Raw genomic sequence first — 18,698 nt, 5'->3', positions numbered from 1 at the left:
GGACCGCCTCCACGGCGCCCCCGAAGCCCTCGCCGCCCTCAAAAAGTTCGACTTCCCGCCGTCGAACACCTCCTTCGACGCCGCCTTCAAGCAGTGACCCGAGGGCGAACGTAGAATCCCTGCATGCCGCATTCCATCCGCACCGCAACAACGGACGACGCCGGGGCGCTGGCTGCCCTTGCGGCCGTCACCTTTCCGCTGGCGTGCCCGCCGTCGGCCTCGCCTGAGGACATTGCCGCCCACCTGGCGAACACGCTTAGCGAACGGCACTTCCAGGCGTACCTCGCCGACCCCGAGGTGACGGTCCTGGTGATCGACGCCGACGGCGGCCTGCGCGGCTACAGCCTGCTGGTGAACCGTCCGACTACAGACCCGGACGTTGTTGCCGCCCTGAACGTCCTGCCGTCGGTGGAATTGAGCAAGTGCTACGTGCACCCGGAACACCACGGGCTCGGTGCCGCCGCCGAACTGATGCATGCCAGCCTGGCGGCGGCAGCCAAAGCCGGCGGGAAAGGCGTCTGGCTGGGAGTCAACAGCCAGAACGCCCGGGCCATCCGCTTCTATGAGAAGTCAGGGTTCCGGAAAGTCGGCACAAAATCGTTCCGCCTGGGCAGCACCGTGGAGCATGACTTTGTGCTGGAGCGCGCCGTTCCCTGACGTTTCTGCGGCGTGTGGGGTGCGCGGCCAGCAGGGCGTTGTCACACGGGCTGATGGGCATTGGGCGCGTAGGCCAGGGGCGGACGCGGTTGCGAGAGAAGCTTCAACCCCGGTGGAAGCCCGTCAATGCTGCCGCCGGTCCCGTGGGCCCTGATGGTGATCCGGGAGGTGTCGATCAGGACGTTGGCAGCCTGGAAGTCGCCCATATCGTCTGGAAGGATCGGCGCCAGGTGCACCACTCCATGGGTATAGACGGGGTCGAAGCGGAGCAGCACGCGCATCAGCTGCACCGGCGCTGCCGCAGCCCATGCCTGGGGTGAGCATGCGGTGGGGTAGGGCACAGGTCCTGCGAACTCGCCGCGGTCAAAACCGCAGAACAGTTCCGGCAGCCGGCCGTCAAAATGTTCGGCGGCGTCAATGAGGCCGGAGGCAACCCGCCTGGCCTCCTCCACGAATCCGTACCGCATCAGCCCTGTTGCCACCAGTGCTGAATCGTGCGGCCACACGGACCCGTTGTGGTAACTCACGGGGTTGTAGGCGCCCATGTCCGAGCCCAGGGTGCGGATGCCCCAGCCGGTGAACATCTGGGGCGACATCAGATTCTCCACCACGGAGGGCGCCTTGTCCTCGTCCACGATGCCCGTCCAGAGGCAATGACCCATGTTCGAGGTACAGGCATCCACCGGCCGCTTGTCCTTGTCCAGTGCCACCGCAAAATAGCCCTTGTCCGGCAGCCAGAACTTCTCGTTGAAGGCAGTTTTCAGGGCAGCGGCCTTGTCCGCCCAATGCTGTTCCAGGTCCCCGTCGCCGTCCCAGCGCGCCAGCAGCGACCTGCCGATATAGGCGGAGTAGACATAGGCCTGCACTTCGCACAGGGCGATGGGGGCTTCTGCGATGGTGCCGTCGGCAAAGTTGATGCCGTCCCAGGAGTCCTTCCAGCCCTGGTTGACCAGCCCGTGGTCGTTAGGCCTCTGGTACTCCACGAATCCGTCGCCGTCGCGGTCACCGTACTTCTCAATCCAGTCCAGGGCACGGTCGGCGTGCGGAAGGAGCGGGTGGATGATCTCGCGCGAGAGGCCCCAGCGGCTCAACTCGCCCAGGAGGCCAACGAACAGCGGGGTGGCGTCGGCTGTGCCGTAATACGCTGCGCCGCCCAGCGACAACCCGGCAGTAACACCCAGCCTCACCTCGTGCGGGATTCGTCCCGGTTCTTCCTCGGAGTCCGGATCCACCTTGGTTCCCTGCAGCCCGGCCAGGGTCTGCAGCGTCCCGGCCGCCAGTTTCGGGCTTACCAGCAAACTCATGTAGGACGAGAGCAGTGAGTCCCGGCCGAACAGGGCCATAAACCACGGGGCCCCGGCTGCCACCGCCTCCCGTCCGGGATGGTGCTCGTCAAAGATCCGCAGCGAGCCCAGGTCGCTCTGGCTGCGGTTCAGCACCTGCTGCAGGTTACTGTCCGCCACGGTGACCTGGGGGACGTTTTCCTCCCAGGCCCGGTGCCGGCGTACCCCTTCGCGGTGGCGTGGAAGCCGCTCCTCGGTGAAAGGATCGGCAGGTGCCTGTCCATTGACGAGTGGCACCACAATCACACTGGTGGCCCATTTGCCCCGGGCCGGGACTGTGGCGCGGAAACGGAGCCCGTCCGTGCCGGCCTTCGCACCAGCTGCCCTGATGGAAGTCCCCCGCCGCTGTCCGTGGCGTGCGGCTTCTATGACCAGGCTGCCATCCACCACTTCGCGGGTGGCCTCGGCACCCTGGGTGGTGCGGCCACCCTTGACGTCGAAGAGATCTGCCTGGTCGGCGTCGATCAGGAGCTCGATGTCGCAGTCAACCGGCTCCGCGGAATAGTTTTCCAGGATGATGTCGTCCTGGAGACCCGGACCGATGTGGCGGACCTGGCGGACCACCAAGGGGCTGTCGAACCTGCCGTCCGGCCATTTGGCCCTGCCCACAAAGGTGGCTCCGAAGGGCTGCGGCCTCTGGGCCACCAGGGGCTCGCGGAGGGATCCGTTGATCCGGAGGATCCAACGGGAGATGATCCGGGTGTCCTGGAAGAAGGCCCCGTTCGCACCGGCATCGGAACTGATGTCACCCGTTTCGGACGAGATGCAGAACGAGGACCCCTCCACTACAGTGACCGACCCTGACTCCGATGCGCCGGCCTCAGTATCGGCGTTCCATGCGGTCATGGAAGCACTCCTTCGCTAGGCGGCGGGCTTGCCGCGGATCGCCAAGACCTGCCTTAAAGATTCTGGTGCAAACCGACCGTATCCGGAACCCCTGCCGGCATCTGCCCTTCCAGCAGTTGCCCAAAAAGAACAAGGTGCTCGTTCACCATGCGTTCCTCGCCGAACCGATCTTCGGCAACTTTCCGGCAGGTTGCCCGGCTGAGCCCTGCGACCTCCTGCACAAAGCCCGGCAGCTGATCCGTGCGACCCAAAAAGCCGGTCAGGCCATGGTCGATGATTTCGGGTGCGGAACCTATCGGCGTGCCGATCACCGGGGTGCCCGTGGCCAGCGCTTCGATCATGACCAGCCCGAACGGCTCGGACCACTGGATCGGGTTGAGGAAGGCCAGGGCTTCGCCCATCAGCCGGTACTTGGCGGCGTCATTCACTTCGCCGACGAAGTCCTCATTGGGCCCCAGCATGGGCTCGATAACTTCGCGGAAATAACGGATTTCATCGGGCTGCCGCATCTTGACCGCTATGCGCAGCGGGATTTCCGCCTCCCTGGCGAGCACGATGGCCTCGAAGAGCCCCTTGTCCGGACAGGCCCGTCCCACGAAGCAAAGGTAGCCGCCGCTTCCGTCCCCTACCGGGACGGAAGCGACATCCATTCCGTGATGGATCACCCGGGCCACCGGCACCTCAGGTGCCCGCGAGCACTGGTCGCGGGAAATCGCGATGACGGCTGCATGCCGGCCAATGGCACGGTAGATGTCGACCGCCTGTTCGTTAAGCGGGCCGTGGATCGTGGTCACCACCGGAACCCCCTTGGGCCGCTGCATGTACAACGGGCCGGCGAGGGTGTGGTCATGGACGATGTCCACATTCCCCATTGCCTCGTAGGCGCGGGTCACCAGGCTCAACTCTGAGATGGCGGACCCCAGCTCGTCGATTTGGGCTGGACGCATCCCCGGAACCAGGGGTACGGGGCAGGTGCTGTCCGACGGCGCGGCCAGGACCACTTCATGCCCTGCGGCAGCAAAGCCCCTGGCCAGGCTGTCCACTACTCGTTCAATGCCGCCGTACGTTACCGGCGGTACCGGAATCCATGGTCCGGCAACCAGTCCTATCCGCATTCCCTGCCTCGCGAAGAATCCAGGCCGGGCTCCCCAGCTGACCGGGCACTTCCGACCACGCGCCGGCTCCGGCCCGCGATGCAGTCGGTTTTCCTATGGCGTCTGCTTCACCTAACTCAGACTATTGCCTACGTTGCAGCCCCACCGCAAGACCTCGTGTGGCGCAAATAACGTGCTGCCGCGGAATGGCGGTGCAGCGAGTGCAGTTATGCCCAGCATGAAGATTGAGATCTGGTCTGACGTCGCGTGCCCGTGGTGCTACATCGGCAAGCGCCGCTTTGAGACGGCCCTTGCTGAGTTCGAGCACCGCGATTCTGTGGAAGTGAAATGGCGCAGCTATCAGCTGGATCCCACCCTGCCGGAGCACTATGACGGGACGGAGTTGGAGTATCTCAGCACCCGCAAAGGCATGGCGCCGCAGCAGGTTTCGCAGATGTTCCAGCATGTCGCCGAGCAGGCCAAGGGTGAGGGCCTGGACTACCGGTTCGATGCGGTGGTGGTGGCGAACAGCTTCACCGCGCACCGCCTGATCCATCTCGCGGCCGCCCACGGCAAGCAGGATGACGCCAAGGAGCGCCTGCTCAGCGACCACTTCGAACACGGCAAGGACATCGGCAGCCGCGAGTACCTGACGTCCCTCGCCCTGGACCTGGGCATCGCCAGGGAGGAGGCGGAGGAGGTGTTCACAACTGACAAGTACGCCGCGGACGTCCGGTCAGATTTCGAGGAGGGCCGTTCGCTGGGGATCAGCGGCGTGCCGTTCTTCGTGATCGACCGGAAGTTCGGTCTCTCGGGCGCCCAGCCTGCCGAAACGTTCACTGCCGCGCTCAACCAGGCGTGGGAGGCCGCCAATCCCCTGGTGCTGGTCAACTCCACCGACGGGGACGCCTGCGGCCCGGACGGCTGCCAGGTCTAGCCAGGACCTGCCGGCAGGCGGCGGGACGTTTACTGACACTTCGCGGTAAAGTGTCTGTATGCCCAGGATCTCAGCGGCCAGCAACGCCGAGCAGCGCGCGGACACCCAGCGCCGCATCCTCACCGCCTTCGGTGAGCTCCTCTTTTCCCACGGCCTGCCCGGGCTGACCATGACCGATGTGGCCCGGCATGCAGGGGTGGGCCGCACCGCCGTCTACAACTATTACGCAGACATCGAAGAGCTCCTCATCTCCTATGCGCTGGATGAGACCGAGAAGTTCCTGTCCGAGCTTCGCGAGGAACTGGGCCGCCTCGACAACCCGGTGGAGCGGCTGGCACTCTACGTCCGCGCCCAGGTGGTGGACCTCAGCCGCCGCCACCTCCCGCCGGGACCGGCGATGGGGGCCGTGCTGTCGCCGTCGTCCTTCGCCAAGCTCGCCCACCACGTGGGCGAGCTGAGCGTCCTGCTGCAGGGCATCCTGCGCGACGGCATGGACCAGGGCTACCTCCCGGTGGCTGACGTGGGCCAGCAGGCACAGCTGATCCTGGGCACCCTCTCGTCCAGCGCGGCCCGCGGCAGCGACGAGCCTGCGGAACTGGAAGCGCGGGTTGCCCGGACGGTGCGTTTCATCCAGCTGGGTGCCGGCGCACGGTTCGACGACGCCGGCCGCCCCGTCCGCCTGGCCCCGCTTCCTGCTGTAGCCGGCTAAGCCACGGTTGAGCGTGCGGGCGCCGTTCAGCGGGCCGGCGCCGCGGAGGGCATGACCGGCCACAACTCGTCATCGGCGACGCGGCGGCTTTCGCGCGGGCAGCTGAGCTGGCCCGGCGTCTGGTCAACAAGGTCCGGCGGGGCGAGCGCCTTGTAGTCCTGGGCCAGGATCACGTCCACGCTTCCGTCCGTCCGTCCGTCCTGGAAGTAATCCGAGCCCGGCAGGTTGCGCTGGACGCTGAACGCCGCTGACTGGCCGGCCGCGCCGGACACCACCGCGGCAACACCCCGATAGCCCGCCTCGATGTTGGCCACTGCCCCCACGACAAACTTCCGCGCCAGGAATTCATCGGCCACCGACCGCGCCAGCCCCGGCCGGCTGGTGGAGTTATAGACGTTGAGGTTGATTTTGTCGGCCGGGGTGTAGTCAAAGGTGCCGGCCGGGCAGGTCGACACCGACTTCTCGGCAGGCTCCGCTGCAGGAATCTTCAGGCGCCCGTTGATGATGGCGAGCGCGGTGATGATGGCGGCGGCGATCAGTCCAATCAGGAGCACAAGAACCACGCCGTGAAGCACGCGCCGGCGCACCCTGGCGGTGTCGTCGGCGTCGTGCCCTGTTTCAAAGGCGGCCCTCAACTCCGGGCCGGTAACAACCCGGTGGCCATGGAGGACGCTCGCGTCCTGCTGCTTCTTCCTAGCCATCTATGACCAGCACACGGGCGTGGATCGCCGTGCGCTGGTGCAGGGCGGTCCGGACGGCGCGGTGCAGGCCATCCTCCAGATAGAGGGTCCCCTGGTACTGCACCACGTGCGGAAACAGGTCACCAAAAAAGGTGGAATCCTCGGCGAGGAGCGCCTCCAGGTCCAGGGTGCGCTTGGTGGTCACCAGCTCGTCCAGCCGCACCGGACGCGGCGGCAGCGCAGCCCATTCCTTGGGCGTGTTGTAACCATGGTCAGGGTAAGGGCGGCCCTCGCCCACAGCTTTGAATATCACCATGCCACCCTAGGCACCCATCGGGTCCAGCGAAAGTATCCGGCACCCCCGCGGTCAGGTTGTAGCCAAACAGTGACCATGTGTCACACGCGGTGATCTTTGCAGCGCGCGGCCGGGACTTTACGGCGCTGCTGACAGAATGGAGCCATGACAGCAACCGAGTCCATTGCCACCTCCCGCCCTGGTGTGCGCCCGCCCGCCACGCCTCCCCTCGCGCTGCTGCTGGACGTGGACGGACCCGTGGCGAGCCCGGTGACCCGCGACGTGAAACAGGAGATCATCCTTGACCTTGTGGCGTTGGCCGCGGCGGGCATTCCTGTCATCTTCAATACCGGCCGCTCGGACGCCTTCATCCGCGGGCAGGTGATGGAGCCGATGATCGAGGCCGGGATTCCCGCGGGCACCATCATCCACGCCATCTGCGAAAAGGGCGCCGTCTGGTTCAGCTACACCGCTGCCGGCCCCGGCCCCATCCATGTGGACCGCGAACTGGCCGTGCCCGCCGCCTACGGCGACGATATCCGCCGGATGGTGGCCGAGGACTACTCCGCGCACATGTTCTTCGACGAAACCAAGCGGGCCATGGTGTCCGTGGAACAACACATCGAGGTCCCCAGCGCCGAATACCTGGCCGAACAAAAACTCTTCGACGCCGACGCCATGGACCTGATGTCCCGCCACGGCCTCGGCGTGGTCCGGCTGGACCACCACGCCCCCAATTCCGACGACGAAGTGGACTACCGCGTGGACCCCACCATTATTTCCACCGACATTGAGTCGGTGCGGCTGGGCAAGGACCTGGGCGCCAGCCGGGCGGTGGAACTGCTGGCCGCCCAGGGCATCACGCCGCAGGCCTGGCGGACGGTGGGTGACTCCCGCACGGACTACGCCATGGCAGACTGGCTCCACCACAACGACCACGACGTAAAACACGTGGACGTCCGCCCGGCCGACGGTGTTCCGGACAAGCCCTACGACGTCCTGACCGCCGCGGACCTGGGGCTGGATTCCTCAGTGATCCACGACGACGCCGGCGGCGCTTTCCTGCGCAGCTGGCGGGAGTCGCTGGGGGCCTGAGCCCCTTCCGCGGCCGGGTGACCCCGGCCGGAAACCTGCCGTTTCCACCTCGCGGCTATCATGCAGGTAGGAAGGCTTACTTACATTGACCAGCTCGGAGAACACCATTACAGAAGCACCGGTACAGGACGAGGTCTACTACGGCAGCCAGGCGTCCGTAGAAGAACAGTTTCATGCAGAGGTTACCTCTGCCGCAGCGGAACAGCGGCTCAGGCACCGCCCCGATGTCATCAGGCACAAGGGCCGTTACGCCCTGATCAACTACAACAGGACTCCTTACCAGGCCATGGTTGAGGACCTGTTGTTCCTGCGCAATCTCCTGGTGACCAACGACCTGGCCTACCTCCTGGTCCGCGGCAACAACGACCGGCCCGTCCTTGCCCTGGACTGGAAGGACCGGAAGAAGCTCCGGGCTGCCCTGGTGGATGCCTGCCGGGACGAGCCGTTCTACTCCATGACGGTGGATGCCAAAAAGAAAACCTCTGTCCTGGTGGCCGACGGCGAGCTCTCCTCCAACCGGCAGGCACGCATTTTCCGCCTGTACCGTCCCCGCGTTGAACCCGGGGGCGGATTCGAATTCGGCGCCTCGGCGGGCGTGCAGATCGAGCTATGGGCCTTCGAAGGCGAGCAGCTGATCCTGCCGATCGAGAACTCCCTCACCCGCCGCACGCTCCTGCGGCAGGATGCCGTGCGCGGCACAGTGGAACGCTACGGCCACACCTGGCCCACCATCGAAAACATGTTCGCCGACCATGCCAGCGACATCAGCTTCGACATCGATCTGGTGTTCTCCTGGGTGGACGGCAGCTCCCCCGAGTACATCGCAGCCCGGCGCTCGCAGCAGCAGGGCGTGGTCCTGGGTGAAGGCGACGACCACGAAGCCCGGTTCCGGCAGATCAACGAACTCAAGTACGCGCTCCGCTCCGTCTACATGTTTGCGCCGTGGATCCGCCGCATCTTTATCGCCACGGACTCCCCCGCCCCTGCCTGGCTGGCGGACCATCCTGCAGTCACCATTGTCCGCAGCGAAGAGTTCTTTGCGGATCCTGCCGTGCTGCCCACCCACAATTCCCAGGCGGTGGAGTGCCAGCTCCACCACATCGAAGGGCTTTCAGAGCACTTCCTGTATTCGAACGATGACATGTTCTTCGGCCGGGCGGTGGGCCCGGACATGTTCTTCACCCCGGGCGGCATCACCAAGTTCATCGAGGCCGAAACCAGGATCGGGCTGGGCGAGAACGCCGCTGAGCGCAGCGGCTTCGAGAACGCCGCACGCGTCAACAGGAAACTGCTGTGGAACCGGTTCGGGCGGATCACCACCCGCCACCTGGAGCACACCGCAGCCCCGCTGCGGCGGAGCCTGGTGGAGCAAATGGAGCAGGAATTCCCCGAAGAATTCCGGAAAACGGCTGCGAGCCGGTTCCGTGCGGCGGACAACATTTCCGTCACCAACTCGTTTTACCATTACTACGCGCTGCTCACGGGCCGCGCGGTCACCCAGACGGCCGCCAAGGTCCGTTACGTTGACACCACCATGCGCGCCGGGCTGAACTACCTGCCCAAGCTGCTGGCCAAGCGCAACATGGACTTCTTCTGCCTGAACGATGGCAGCTTCCCCGAAGTCGATGCGGACGAACGGGCCGAGCTGGTCACGGACTTCCTCGAAAAGTACTTCCCCATCAAGGCGCCCTGGGAGAAATAGGCGCAAAGGCAAAGTCCGTGCCGCTGGGCGGCACGGACTTCGCTGCACTTCCTCTCGCGCCGTCCTGGCAGGCCTTCCTACCGGCTCGTGGGCAGGCCGGGCTTCACGCCGGTCCGCCGCTTCACCGTCTCCGGGATGCGGACCCCGGCCGCTGCCAGCCGCCGTGCAGTCTCTTCCGGCGACACATACTCGCCCACCGTCGTCGAACGTCCCATCGGGACCACTGAGTGCACGATGGTGTGCTCGTAAACATGCACCAGGTTGAACGCCTGCCCGCCGTCCTGCCCCCGGGTACCGCCCACGGGAACGTTCAGGTCCTGCGTGTAGCAGCTCGCCGAGGCGACTGAGACGGGGACTCCGGCAAAGCTCGCTGTGGTGGAGTAGTGCAGGTGGCCGGCAAGGATGGTCCGGACATCCGAGTTCCGGACCACCGCTGCAAGGGATGCCTGGTCCCTCAACTCCACCAGGACCGACAGGTCCAGGACCGAGGGGACCGGCGGGTGGTGGAGGGCCAGGATGGTGCCGTCCGGGGCCGGGGTCTCCAGTTCCCGTGCCAGCCATTTGAGCTGGGAGTCATCAAGTTCGCCGTGGTGGAACCCCGGGACTGACGTGTCCAGGGTAATGACGCGCAGGCCGTTGATGAAGTAGCTGTGGTCCAGCGGGGCGTCGTTTCCGGGCTGGTCCAGGAGGCCCTTCCGCAGGTTCGCCCGGTTGTCGTGGTTACCCATGGCCCAGATGACTTCCGCGCCCAGTTCCTGGCAGGCTGGCTCAACGATGGCCCGGAGCTTCGCATAGGCTTCCGGATGGCCTTTGTCTGCCAGGTCTCCGGTGAAGATGACGGCTTCGGGCCTTGCACCGGATGCTTTGACCTCGTCGAAGAGCTGCATGAGCCGCTTTTCGCTGTCTACGACGCCGTAGAGGGGGTCCGGACCTCCCAACAGGTGGGGATCGCTCAGGTGGAGTAGGAAGTGGCGTGGCCGGGGGTGTTCGGCCTCGATGTGCTCCATTGCTGCCTCTGTGGTCGGGGGGAAGCGGTTCTTCCCTTCTACCCTTCAGTAATCTTTATCCAATCAGACATTTGGCAAACTTTGGGTGAATCGCCGAAGCCGATGTGGAAAAAGCTAAAAGAACTGCGCTTTCCTGGAATTAATTCGGCAAGGCGCAGCCTCAGCCCAGAGCGCCTTCGATGGCGTCGATGACTTCCGCCGAGTCCGGCTCAACTGTTGGTGCGAAGCGGGCCACCACTTGGCCGTCCCGGTTGACCAGGAACTTCTCGAAGTTCCATTTCACGAGTCCGGGCAGCAGCCCTGTCTTGAATTTGGTCAGCTCAGCGTAGAGCGGGTGCTGGTCCTTGCCCCGAACGTCGGCCTTCACCGTCAGAGGGAAGCCCACACCATAATTGCGCTCGCAGAACTCCGCGATTTCACTGTCGCTGCCCGGCTCCTGGCCGGCGAACTGGTTGCACGGGACCCCCAGGATTTCGAACCCGCGGTCGCGGAACTTTTGATACAGCGCCTCCAGCGCCGAGTACTGGGGTGTCAGGCCGCAGTTGGAGGCGACGTTGACCACCATCACCACTTTGTCTTTGAACCTGCCGAAATCAGTTTGGGTTCCGTCATTCAGGGTCAGCGGGATCGGGTACAGGGATGTCACAGGCTGCGTCCTCAGGAAGTTGTTCATCAGGGGAAATTCGTTGCCGATCCGCCAGTGTACTGGTGGGGGCTGGATTTTTCCTGGGCAGGTTTCCCGGGTGCGTTTCGCCGGGCCGCACACAGGCTGCCCCGATGGACGGGCTTGCCGGCGCCGGGCCGGCCGGGGAAGTTGCTTCAGTCGCCGTGGGGGACGGAGCGGCCGACGGCGGACCAACAGTGGCGGGGTCAGGTGCAGCAGGCGTCGGTGTGAGCGCCGGGATCGGGGCCTGGGTAGGCGTCGACGTTGGAGTCAGTGCCGGGATCGGGGTCCGGGTAGGTGTTGGCGTCGGAGTCAGTGCCGGGATCGGAGCCTGGGTAGGCGTCGGCGTCGGAGTCAGCGCCGGGATCGGGGTCTGCGTCGGCGTCATTGTTGGCATCGTCGTCGATGTGGGCGCGGTCGGCTGGTCCAGCGATGGCGTCCTTGTCGGCGTGGGCGCGGTCGACCGAGTCGGTGTTGACGTCGGTGTGGGCGTCACGGTAGGCCCAGCCGGTGTCGCCGTGGGCGTCGGCGTCGGGGACGGATCACCCGGCGAGGCAGTCGCCTGACTGGGAAGGGGGGAGGCCAGCGCCGCAGACGATCCTGCAGCATCTTGACCGTCATGGTCGTCCGGACCAAGGCTGACAGGTATGATCCACTGCAGCCAGCCCAGTGGGGAACCGCTGCCTGGCGCGAAGCTGCGCAGCTCTTCGGCCCCGTCGTCTGCCAGGGGACGCACCGGCAGCAATCCCCACGTCAGCGGATTGACATGGCGTCCGTTAAGGATGGTCTCGAAATGCAGGTGGCAACCTGTAGACCATCCGGTGGTACCCACCTCGGCGATGAACTGTCCAACATTGATCCTGTCGCCCGTGCGCACGGCAATGGCTTCGAGGTGGTTGTAGGTGGTGATCAGCCCGCTGCCGTGGTCGATCTCCACCCTGTTGCCCCCGCCCCAAGGGTGCCAGCCAGCGGCCCGGACCACGCCAGAGTCAGCGGCGTAGACCTTTGTTCCGCATGGCGCGGCATAGTCCTGGCCAAGGTGGAAGTCGTTGGTGGCTCCGGACAGGGGGCTTACGCGGAAACCGAAGGGTGAGCTGGGGTTGAGCAGATCAAGCGGCGCCCGCAGGAAGCCGGCCGGCGGCCTGCCCAGTCCAGCGGCCCCCACCGACAAGGGCAGCGGCTTGTCTCCGGCATAGCTGCCGAGCGCCGGACGGGGAAAGGGAACCAGGGCCTGGGGATCGGTGGCGATAGTGGCCGGCAAAGTACTGGGGCCAACAGTGCCGGACGGCGCATCGCCCTGGCGTCCGGATAACGCAGGAGCCGCGTTGGGGCTGGCGGAAAGGGGGGTCCCGACAGCCGGACCCGACGCCGCTGTCCGCTCCTGCACGCCTCCCGCCAGATTCAAGGACCAGACGGAGAGGGCCAGGGCACCCGAAGCGGCGAAGGCACGCACAAGGGAGCCATAAGGACGGCGCGGCAGTGCGTGGCTATCTGCTCTTCGATGTTGCCCCAAAAGACTGACTCCAGAACATAAATCAACCGCCCGCGTCATGACGGTATTTCCCATGGGACCACACCGCCCGAAGCCTGTGAAGCCCCGAGCGCGGGTTTGCCCGGATAATTGAGCAAACCTTGCGGTACATGCCTCCCTGGCCACCGCGGTCTTCCCATAGGCAAGAATTGGATATGCGCAGTTTCCTCCGCAAATGGCAGGACGAGCTCAAGAAGACGTTCACAGGCAGGGCCGATGCAGTCCCGGACTGGGTAACCAAGCTCGCCGAGGGTGATGATCCCGGGTACCACCTCCCGGGCTCGGCAGTGTGGGCAGTGCACGGTTCCATGTCCCCCATCGTGGCCGGAATCAGAACGCTGCTGATGCAATCCCTCCATCCGGGCGCCCTCTCCGGTGTGCACGAGCACTCCAACTTCCGTGAGGATCCCCTCGCCCGCCTGGCAGCGACCATCCGGTGGATCTTCACGGTGACGTACGGGTCCAGGAGTGCGGGGGAGGAAGCGTCACGCCGCGTGCAGCACCTTCATGAGCAGGTGCAGGGCAGGTTCGTGGACAACCAGGGGGCGGAGCGTTCCTATAGTGCGAACGATCCGGAGCTGGCAGCTTGGATCCACCTTGCCTTTACGGACGCGTTCCTCACCGCGCACAAATTCTGGGGTGGTCCCATCCCCGGCGGCCCGGATGCCTACGTCCGTGAATGGGCGCAGGCCGGGAGGCTGATGGGCGTCGAGGATCCTCCGCTGAGCGAAGCGGACCTGCGCGCGCAACTGGACCGTTGGTACCGGAGCGGCGAACTGCGCGTGGACCACAGGGTGGCTGAGACCGTGGATTTTATCCGGAACGCCCCGCTGAATCCCATGCTTCGGCCGGGATACCGCATCCTGTTTGCCGGCGCGGTCTACAGCCTGGAGCCCCGATACCGACAGATGCTCGGCTTGTCCGTGCCACGGCTGGGCCCTTTCCCATTGCCGGTGAGGTTGGCCACCAAGGTGGTGCTCGGCGTCGTCCGGCTTGCCCTTGGTCCGCGCGGCCCCAGCGAACTTGCAGCAAGGGCACGGCTTCGCCGGCTGGGATACACGGAGAAGGCTCAGGCAGCCTGATAGGTGCGGGGAAAAACGAAAGAACCCGGTCCCGCCAATGCGGGACCGGGTTCCAACCGGCGGAGAATGGGGGATTTGAACCCCCGAGGGCGTTAACCCAACACGCGTTCCAGGCGTGCGCCATAGGCCGCTAGGCGAATTCTCCAACTGCTTCTGAATCAAAAGCAGGTACTAGACTACCTGAACTTTTCCGCATCGCCCAATTGGCGCTTCGGTGCCCAGTTTGGGGCCGGTTCCCGACTGTTCCCAGGAGGTGGCTGCCCGGGCCTTAACCCAGAAATGGACGCCCCCAACGCGCCCATTCCATCGGAACCCCGTTGAGCTGCCGGGTCCGGCTCCGTTCAGCCAGGCCTCGCAGCTCACAATCTTGAGATTGCCCCAATCGGTGTACATACCCATGATCGTGGCTGGCGCGTAGATAAGCAATGAATTGCCGAGCCTTTGCGGGGACCGATAGGGAACCATGGAGGCATGAGCGAACTGCACGCCCTGGTGTTTTACGTTCCAGCAACGCACACCCAGCAGGTCCTGGAGGCAATTGGCGATGCGGGCGCGGGCCGGATCGGAAACTACTCGCACTGTTCCTTCACCTCCCGGGGAACAGGCCGCTTCATCCCGCAGGACGGCGCCAATCCTCACCAGGGGCGGGTGGGCACGCCGGAAGAAGTGGCCGAGGACCGGGTTGAATGCATGGTGGAAGGGCCGCTGCTTGAAGGCGTGGTCGAAGCCCTGCGGGCCGCGCACCCGTACGAGGAACCTGCCTTGATGAGTTGGAAGGTTGCGGGCTGGCCCTCCCCCGGGGCCGATTCGAGTCGAGCCTGAACTTCGGGTAAAGTAACTGGCGGCCCCTCATGTGGCGTCATCCTGTTGAACTCCCCCAGGACCGGAAGGTAGCAAGGGTAAATGGGCTCTGGCGGGTGCATGGGGGGTCTTTACTATTCCCCCACAGGGCGGCAGACTGTCAGCCCGGATTGGTAGGGTTTTCTCTGTGACAGTTACTACCGCCCTGTACCGCAGATACCGTCCAGATTCGTTCGCTGACGTTATCGGGCAGGAGCATGTCACCGAGCCGCTGATGACGGCTTTGCGGAAAAACCGCGTCAACCATGCTTACCTGTTTTCCGGCCCCAGGGGCTGCGGCAAAACCACTTCGGCGCGCATCCTGGCGCGCTGCCTGAACTGTGCCAAGGGCCCCACGGACACCCCTTGCGGCACCTGCCCCAGCTGCATTGAGCTTGCCCGCGGCGGTTCCGGATCACTGGACGTGATCGAGATCGACGCCGCCAGCCATGGCGGTGTGGATGACGCGCGGGACCTGCGCGAACGGGCCACGTACGCTCCCGTGCGGGACCGCTACAAGATCTTCATCATTGACGAAGCGCACATGGTCACGTCCGCAGGCTTCAACGCGCTGCTGAAAATCGTCGAAGAGCCGCCGGAACACATCAAGTTCATCTTCGCCACCACGGAACCGGACAAGGTCATCGGCACCATCCGCTCCCGGACACACCACTATCCCTTCCGGCTGGTGCCGCCCGAGCCTCTCATGGCCTACCTGGAACTGCTGTGCAACCAGGAGAACGTTCCGGTGGCGCCCGGAGTCCTGTCGCTGGTGGTCCGTGCCGGCGGCGGTTCCGTCCGTGATTCCCTTTCCGTCCTGGACCAGCTGATGGCCGGCGCCGGGCCCAACGGCCTGGACTACGAACTGGCCGTTGCGCTCCTTGGCTACACTCATGCCTCGCTGCTGGATGACGTGGTGGAAGCTGTTGCCGCCTCAGACGCAGCCACCGTTTTCCGCGCCGTGGACAGGGTCATCCAGACCGGCCATGATCCCCGCCGGTTTGTCGAGGACCTGCTGGAACGCTTCCGCGACCTCATCATCGTCCAGGCCATGCCTGAAAGCGCGCAGACCATACTGCGCGGCATGCCTGCCGACCAGATCGCGCGCCTGAAGAACCAGGCCCACAACCTTGGCGCCGCCGAGTTGTCCCGTGCTGCAGACGTCACCAACACGGCCCTGACCGAAATGACCGGCGCCACGTCACCCCGGCTCCACCTGGAGCTTCTGTGTGCCCGGATCCTGCTGCCCAGTTCCGAGCAGAATGAGCGCGGCATGGCGGCGCGGATTGACCGCGTGGAACGCCGGCTCAATTACGCCGGAAACGACGTCGGTGCTCCCGCCGTCGAGTCGGGTCACCGACCTGCCCCTGCGGGTCACGCCGTGCCGGTTGGGAACGCCGCACCAGCCCCCGCAACAGCCCCAGCAACCGTCCCCGGCGCTCCCCGGCCGGAAGCAGCCAGCCCTGCGCCAGCAGTGCAAGAACCGGCACCGACGGGACCATCGAACCCCGCGCGTGCCGCGGCCCAACCGGCTTCCGCGCATGCTCCACAGAATGCGCGTCCTGCGGGAGCAACGGGTCCGGACGGCAGGCCTGCGGCCGCCGCTGCACCGGCTGACGCTGAAAACCGTGCGCCGCTGACCGCGCCCCGCGTGAGCACCAGCGACTGGCCGGTAGAGGGTTCCGCCGGAACCTCGACCGCCCCTGCTGGTTCGCACCCGGCCCCCGCTGGATCGCGCTCCGGCGAGCCGAACACGCCTGACCTACGGCCAGAGCCCGCCCCGCTTCAGCCCGTCCAACCCGCTCAGCCCGTCCAACCCGCTCAGCCCGTCCAACCCGCAACCGTTCCTGCCGGGCACGCGCAACCTGGCCCGGCTTCCGCGGGGCCCGCCGCACCCGCTCCCCCGCCCGCCATGGGCGACGTGGAAGTGCTGCGCCGCGCTTGGCCGGACGTCCTGCAGACCCTGTCGAAAATCAAGCGCAGCACTTGGGCGCTCGTTGAGCCGAACGCCCAGGTGAGCGCCTTCGACGGACACACGCTTACTCTTTCGTTCACCACCTCCGGACTCGCGGGCGCCTTTGGCCGGGCAGACCACTCGGAAAACCTGCGGCAGGCAATCCACAAAACTGTGGGCATTGACTGCCAGATCACCGCGGTGGCCGGCAGCGGCGGCCGGACGAGCTCTGAACCAAACCCAAAAGCACCCGCTAGCCGGCCCGCCCCGGCAACGTCAGCCGATGTTGCCTGGGGACTGGCCCCCGCGGCCGCCGCTACCGCGTCACCAGAGACACCAGAGACGCCAGAAACACCAGCACCATCCGGTGCTGCTACGGCTCCCGGCAAGGAGCAAGCTCCTGGAAGCGTTGCGGGCCACCCCGGGACCAATACGGCAGGGGAACGGCCTGCAGCGTCGGACTCCGGACATCACCAAGAGGCGAACGTCCAGGGCGCACCCGCCACCGGTGTCATCGCAGCCCGGACGCCAGCCACCCGCCCTGCCCAACCGGCGGGCGCAGCTCCGGCAGTCCCTTCCACTCCGGCCCCTTCAGCCCAACCGGCGGCAGGCAATTCCGCCGCACCTTCGGCCCCCGCCGACCCGTACAGCGGCGCCCCCGGCGACTACTCGTACTCTGACGACGACTGGGGACCGCCCCGGGACGAGGACGCTCCCCCGCTGGATGAAGAGCCTCCCCTGGACTGGGACCCTTCGGCGCGCCCAGAGCCCCGCTCCACCCGGGGTGGTTCGGCGGGCCAGACCAGCGGGGGCTCGCGGGCAACTGTTCCACCCGTCGCTTCAGCCATGGGAAACCTGCCGGCCCGCCAGCCCGGAACCCGGCCAAACTCTGATACCCCGGCAGGCACCGGAACCGTGCCGGCGACGCCCGCAACCGGAGGGGACGCACCGCACGATCCCTGGACCCGCGCGGTGGAACAGGCGCCGGGTGTCTGGGTAGTCGGCGAGGAAAGCAACATTGGGAAACCGGCAGCTGCCGGCATCGCGGAAACGGAAGCTCCTGCCTCCACGCCGCCCCACCACTACGAACCCGCCGCTGCGCAAATTCCCCCGTCCATACCGGTTACCAGTACGGCCTCCGCCGTGGATGCCGAGTGGGGCCTGGCAACAACTGCCCCTTCCACGGGTGAAGAGGCAGGCCAGGGCAGCCGATCCTCCGGACCAGCGCCGGAACGTGCTCGAGAGTTCGCCATGGCGTCGGCCGCTCAGGTGGCTGCGCCGGCTGCTGCAGCGCGGCCAGCCCCCGCCCCCGCACCGGCTGCTTCCGTGGCGTCGCCTGCCCCTGCTCCGACTGCCCCTACTGCGGCGGCCCCGGCACCTGCCGGCACGCGGCAGAGCCTTTACCAGCGTCTGTCCAACAGCCCTGAGGCAGAGGCAGGCCGGGCAAAAGCCCCTGCCCGCGCCGTCCCGGCCGCAGCCACTTTTGTCCAGGACATCCCGAGCCCGGACGATGAGACCATTGAGGCATCCGGCGTCTTCGGCCGTGCTGCGGTGGAACGTATCCTTGGCGGGAAGCTGATCGAAGAACGCTCCCTCGACGGCAGCCCAGTGCCGCCCCGCTACTGATCCAACCACTATCCGCTCCTAGCTAAAGAGGAAAACGTGTACGAAGGTGCTGTCCAAGAGCTGATTGACGAGCTCGGACGCCTTCCCGGCGTGGGACCCAAATCCGCCCAGCGGCTGGCGTTCCACATCCTTGAAGCGGACCCGCAGGACATGAAGCGGCTGGTGGAAGCCATCACCACCGTGAAGGAAAGGGTCAAGTTCTGCACGGTCTGCGGCAATGTCACTGAGCAGGAGCTCTGCAACATCTGCCGTGACCCCCGGCGCGATCCCGCGGTGATCTGCGTGGTGGAGGAATCCAAGGACGTACTCGCCGTGGAACGTACGCGCTCGTTCCGGGGCAGGTACCACGTACTGGGCGGTGCCATTAATCCGATTGCCGGCATCGGTCCGGAGCAGCTGCGGATCCGCGAGCTCCTCACCCGGCTGAACGACGGCGCCATCCAGGAAGTCATCATCGCCACCGATCCCAACCTCGAGGGTGAGGCGACGGCCACCTACCTGGCCAGGATGCTGAAAACCATCGGGATCGCGGTGACAAGGCTCGCGTCCGGACTGCCCGTAGGCGGCGATCTTGAATACGCCGACGAGGTCACGCTGGGGCGCGCCTTCGAGGGCCGCCGGAACGCCCTCACCTGA

General features: G+C 65.8%; 16 protein-coding genes, 1 tRNA gene, 1 other RNA gene and 1 pseudogene. 11 read left to right on the top strand and 8 right to left on the bottom strand.

What is annotated here, in order from left to right:
* Window positions 1-123: 123 nt before the first annotated feature.
* Window positions 124-657 carry a GNAT family N-acetyltransferase gene (locus BMX78_RS15980; protein WP_091421185.1) on the top strand — a complete coding sequence of 178 codons (534 nt, stop codon included), beginning with the start codon at window positions 124-126 and terminating at the stop codon, window positions 655-657.
* A 41-nt stretch (window positions 658-698) separates the two neighbouring features.
* On the opposite strand, the gene BMX78_RS15975 is transcribed toward BMX78_RS15980, so the two are convergent.
* Both BMX78_RS15975 and BMX78_RS15970 read right to left on the bottom strand, forming a co-directional pair.
* Window positions 699-2,846 carry an amylo-alpha-1,6-glucosidase gene (locus tag BMX78_RS15975; RefSeq protein ID WP_091421183.1) on the bottom strand — a complete coding sequence of 716 codons (2,148 nt, stop codon included), beginning with the start codon at window positions 2,844-2,846 and terminating at the stop codon, window positions 699-701.
* 53 nt (window positions 2,847-2,899) lie between these two features.
* Window positions 2,900-3,961 carry a glycosyltransferase family 4 protein gene (locus BMX78_RS15970; RefSeq protein ID WP_091421180.1) on the bottom strand — a complete coding sequence of 354 codons (1,062 nt, stop codon included), beginning with the start codon at window positions 3,959-3,961 and terminating at the stop codon, window positions 2,900-2,902.
* A 217-nt stretch (window positions 3,962-4,178) separates the two neighbouring features.
* Here BMX78_RS15970 and BMX78_RS15965 point away from each other — a divergent pair, with 217 nt between their 5' ends.
* Together BMX78_RS15965 and BMX78_RS15960 are read left to right on the top strand one after the other, a co-directional pair.
* Window positions 4,179-4,877, top strand: a complete 699-nt coding sequence (locus BMX78_RS15965; protein ID WP_091421175.1) for a DsbA family oxidoreductase — start codon at window positions 4,179-4,181, stop codon at window positions 4,875-4,877.
* A 58-nt stretch (window positions 4,878-4,935) separates the two neighbouring features.
* Window positions 4,936-5,586 carry a TetR/AcrR family transcriptional regulator gene (locus BMX78_RS15960; RefSeq protein ID WP_091421171.1) on the top strand — a complete coding sequence of 217 codons (651 nt, stop codon included), beginning with the start codon at window positions 4,936-4,938 and terminating at the stop codon, window positions 5,584-5,586.
* Between the two features lie 26 nt (window positions 5,587-5,612).
* On the opposite strand, the gene BMX78_RS15955 is transcribed toward BMX78_RS15960, so the two are convergent.
* The gene (locus tag BMX78_RS15955; RefSeq protein ID WP_091421168.1) at window positions 5,613-6,287 is read right to left on the bottom strand and encodes a LytR C-terminal domain-containing protein; all 675 of its coding nucleotides are present in this window, start codon (window positions 6,285-6,287) and stop codon (window positions 5,613-5,615) included.
* Entirely contained in the window at window positions 6,280-6,579 is a 300-nt protein-coding gene (locus tag BMX78_RS15950; protein WP_170850843.1) for a type II toxin-antitoxin system VapB family antitoxin, read from the bottom strand. Before BMX78_RS15950 ends, BMX78_RS15955 begins: the two co-directional genes overlap by 8 nt.
* Before the next feature lie 147 nt (window positions 6,580-6,726).
* Here BMX78_RS15950 and BMX78_RS15945 point away from each other — a divergent pair, with 147 nt between their 5' ends.
* Window positions 6,727-7,656: a hypothetical protein gene (locus BMX78_RS15945; protein ID WP_091421167.1), complete on the top strand. Its 930-nt coding sequence runs from the start codon at window positions 6,727-6,729 to the stop codon at window positions 7,654-7,656.
* 286 nt (window positions 7,657-7,942) lie between these two features.
* Window positions 7,943-9,358 carry a stealth family protein gene (locus BMX78_RS15940; RefSeq protein ID WP_091421207.1) on the top strand — a complete coding sequence of 472 codons (1,416 nt, stop codon included), beginning with the start codon at window positions 7,943-7,945 and terminating at the stop codon, window positions 9,356-9,358.
* A gap of 77 nt (window positions 9,359-9,435) precedes the next feature.
* Here BMX78_RS15940 and BMX78_RS15935 read toward each other — a convergent pair whose 3' ends face one another.
* Window positions 9,436-10,365 carry a phosphodiesterase gene (locus tag BMX78_RS15935; RefSeq protein ID WP_091421164.1) on the bottom strand — a complete coding sequence of 310 codons (930 nt, stop codon included), beginning with the start codon at window positions 10,363-10,365 and terminating at the stop codon, window positions 9,436-9,438.
* Window positions 10,366-10,525: 160 nt separating this feature from the next.
* Window positions 10,526-11,011 (bottom strand): glutathione peroxidase, encoded by a 486-nt coding sequence (locus tag BMX78_RS15930; RefSeq protein WP_091421204.1) that lies wholly within the window; start codon window positions 11,009-11,011, stop codon window positions 10,526-10,528.
* Between the two features lie 131 nt (window positions 11,012-11,142).
* On the opposite strand from BMX78_RS15930, the gene BMX78_RS23160 reads away from it, so the two are divergent.
* Entirely contained in the window at window positions 11,143-11,595 is a 453-nt protein-coding gene (locus tag BMX78_RS23160; protein WP_170850838.1) for a hypothetical protein, read from the top strand.
* A 251-nt stretch (window positions 11,596-11,846) separates the two neighbouring features.
* Here the strand turns inward: BMX78_RS23160 and BMX78_RS15920 are convergent.
* Window positions 11,847-12,581 (bottom strand): annotated as a pseudogene (locus tag BMX78_RS15920) (M23 family metallopeptidase); the annotation flags it as partial.
* A 134-nt stretch (window positions 12,582-12,715) separates the two neighbouring features.
* On the opposite strand from BMX78_RS15920, the gene BMX78_RS15915 reads away from it, so the two are divergent.
* Window positions 12,716-13,642 (top strand): oxygenase MpaB family protein, encoded by a 927-nt coding sequence (locus tag BMX78_RS15915; protein WP_091421162.1) that lies wholly within the window; start codon window positions 12,716-12,718, stop codon window positions 13,640-13,642.
* Window positions 13,643-13,702: 60 nt separating this feature from the next.
* Here BMX78_RS15915 and BMX78_RS15910 read toward each other — a convergent pair.
* Window positions 13,703-13,787 (bottom strand) — tRNA-Ser (locus tag BMX78_RS15910).
* A gap of 326 nt (window positions 13,788-14,113) precedes the next feature.
* Here BMX78_RS15910 and BMX78_RS15905 point away from each other — a divergent pair.
* The 4 genes from BMX78_RS15905 to recR all read left to right on the top strand — a co-directional run bounded on the left by BMX78_RS15905 (window position 14,114) and on the right by recR (window position 18,698).
* Window positions 14,114-14,464, top strand: a complete 351-nt coding sequence (locus BMX78_RS15905; RefSeq protein WP_091421160.1) for a YqfO family protein — start codon at window positions 14,114-14,116, stop codon at window positions 14,462-14,464.
* Between the two features lie 18 nt (window positions 14,465-14,482).
* Window positions 14,483-14,579: signal recognition particle sRNA small type (gene ffs, locus BMX78_RS15900), an RNA gene on the top strand.
* Between the two features lie 51 nt (window positions 14,580-14,630).
* Entirely contained in the window at window positions 14,631-18,062 is a 3,432-nt protein-coding gene (locus BMX78_RS15895; protein ID WP_091421157.1) for a DNA polymerase III subunit gamma and tau, read from the top strand.
* Between the two features lie 36 nt (window positions 18,063-18,098).
* Window positions 18,099-18,698, top strand: a complete 600-nt coding sequence (recR, locus tag BMX78_RS15890) for a recombination mediator RecR (RefSeq protein ID WP_091421154.1) — start codon at window positions 18,099-18,101, stop codon at window positions 18,696-18,698.

The sequence above is a fragment of the Arthrobacter sp. OV608 genome, from assembly GCA_900110595.1.
Classification (GTDB): Bacteria; Actinomycetota; Actinomycetes; order Actinomycetales; family Micrococcaceae; genus Arthrobacter.
This window is presented reverse-complemented; position numbering and strand designations above follow the sequence as displayed.

Coding starts and splice junctions, on each gene's coding strand:
- BMX78_RS15940 (WP_091421207.1), top strand. CDS start 7,943: ATGGTTGAGGACCTGTTGTTCCTGCGCAATCTCCTGGTGACCAACGAC.
- BMX78_RS15945 (WP_091421167.1), top strand. CDS start 6,727: ATGACAGCAACCGAGTCCATTGCCACCTCCCGCCCTGGTGTGCGCCCG.
- BMX78_RS15935 (WP_091421164.1), bottom strand. CDS start 10,365: ATGGAGCACATCGAGGCCGAACACCCCCGGCCACGCCACTTCCTACTC.
- BMX78_RS23160 (WP_170850838.1), top strand. CDS start 11,143: ATGGACGGGCTTGCCGGCGCCGGGCCGGCCGGGGAAGTTGCTTCAGTC.
- BMX78_RS15905 (WP_091421160.1), top strand. CDS start 14,114: ATGAGCGAACTGCACGCCCTGGTGTTTTACGTTCCAGCAACGCACACC.
- BMX78_RS15960 (WP_091421171.1), top strand. CDS start 4,936: ATGCCCAGGATCTCAGCGGCCAGCAACGCCGAGCAGCGCGCGGACACC.
- BMX78_RS15975 (WP_091421183.1), bottom strand. CDS start 2,846: ATGACCGCATGGAACGCCGATACTGAGGCCGGCGCATCGGAGTCAGGG.
- BMX78_RS15955 (WP_091421168.1), bottom strand. CDS start 6,287: ATGGCTAGGAAGAAGCAGCAGGACGCGAGCGTCCTCCATGGCCACCGG.
- BMX78_RS15970 (WP_091421180.1), bottom strand. CDS start 3,961: ATGCGGATAGGACTGGTTGCCGGACCATGGATTCCGGTACCGCCGGTA.
- BMX78_RS15980 (WP_091421185.1), top strand. CDS start 124: ATGCCGCATTCCATCCGCACCGCAACAACGGACGACGCCGGGGCGCTG.
- BMX78_RS15915 (WP_091421162.1), top strand. CDS start 12,716: ATGCGCAGTTTCCTCCGCAAATGGCAGGACGAGCTCAAGAAGACGTTC.
- BMX78_RS15965 (WP_091421175.1), top strand. CDS start 4,179: ATGAAGATTGAGATCTGGTCTGACGTCGCGTGCCCGTGGTGCTACATC.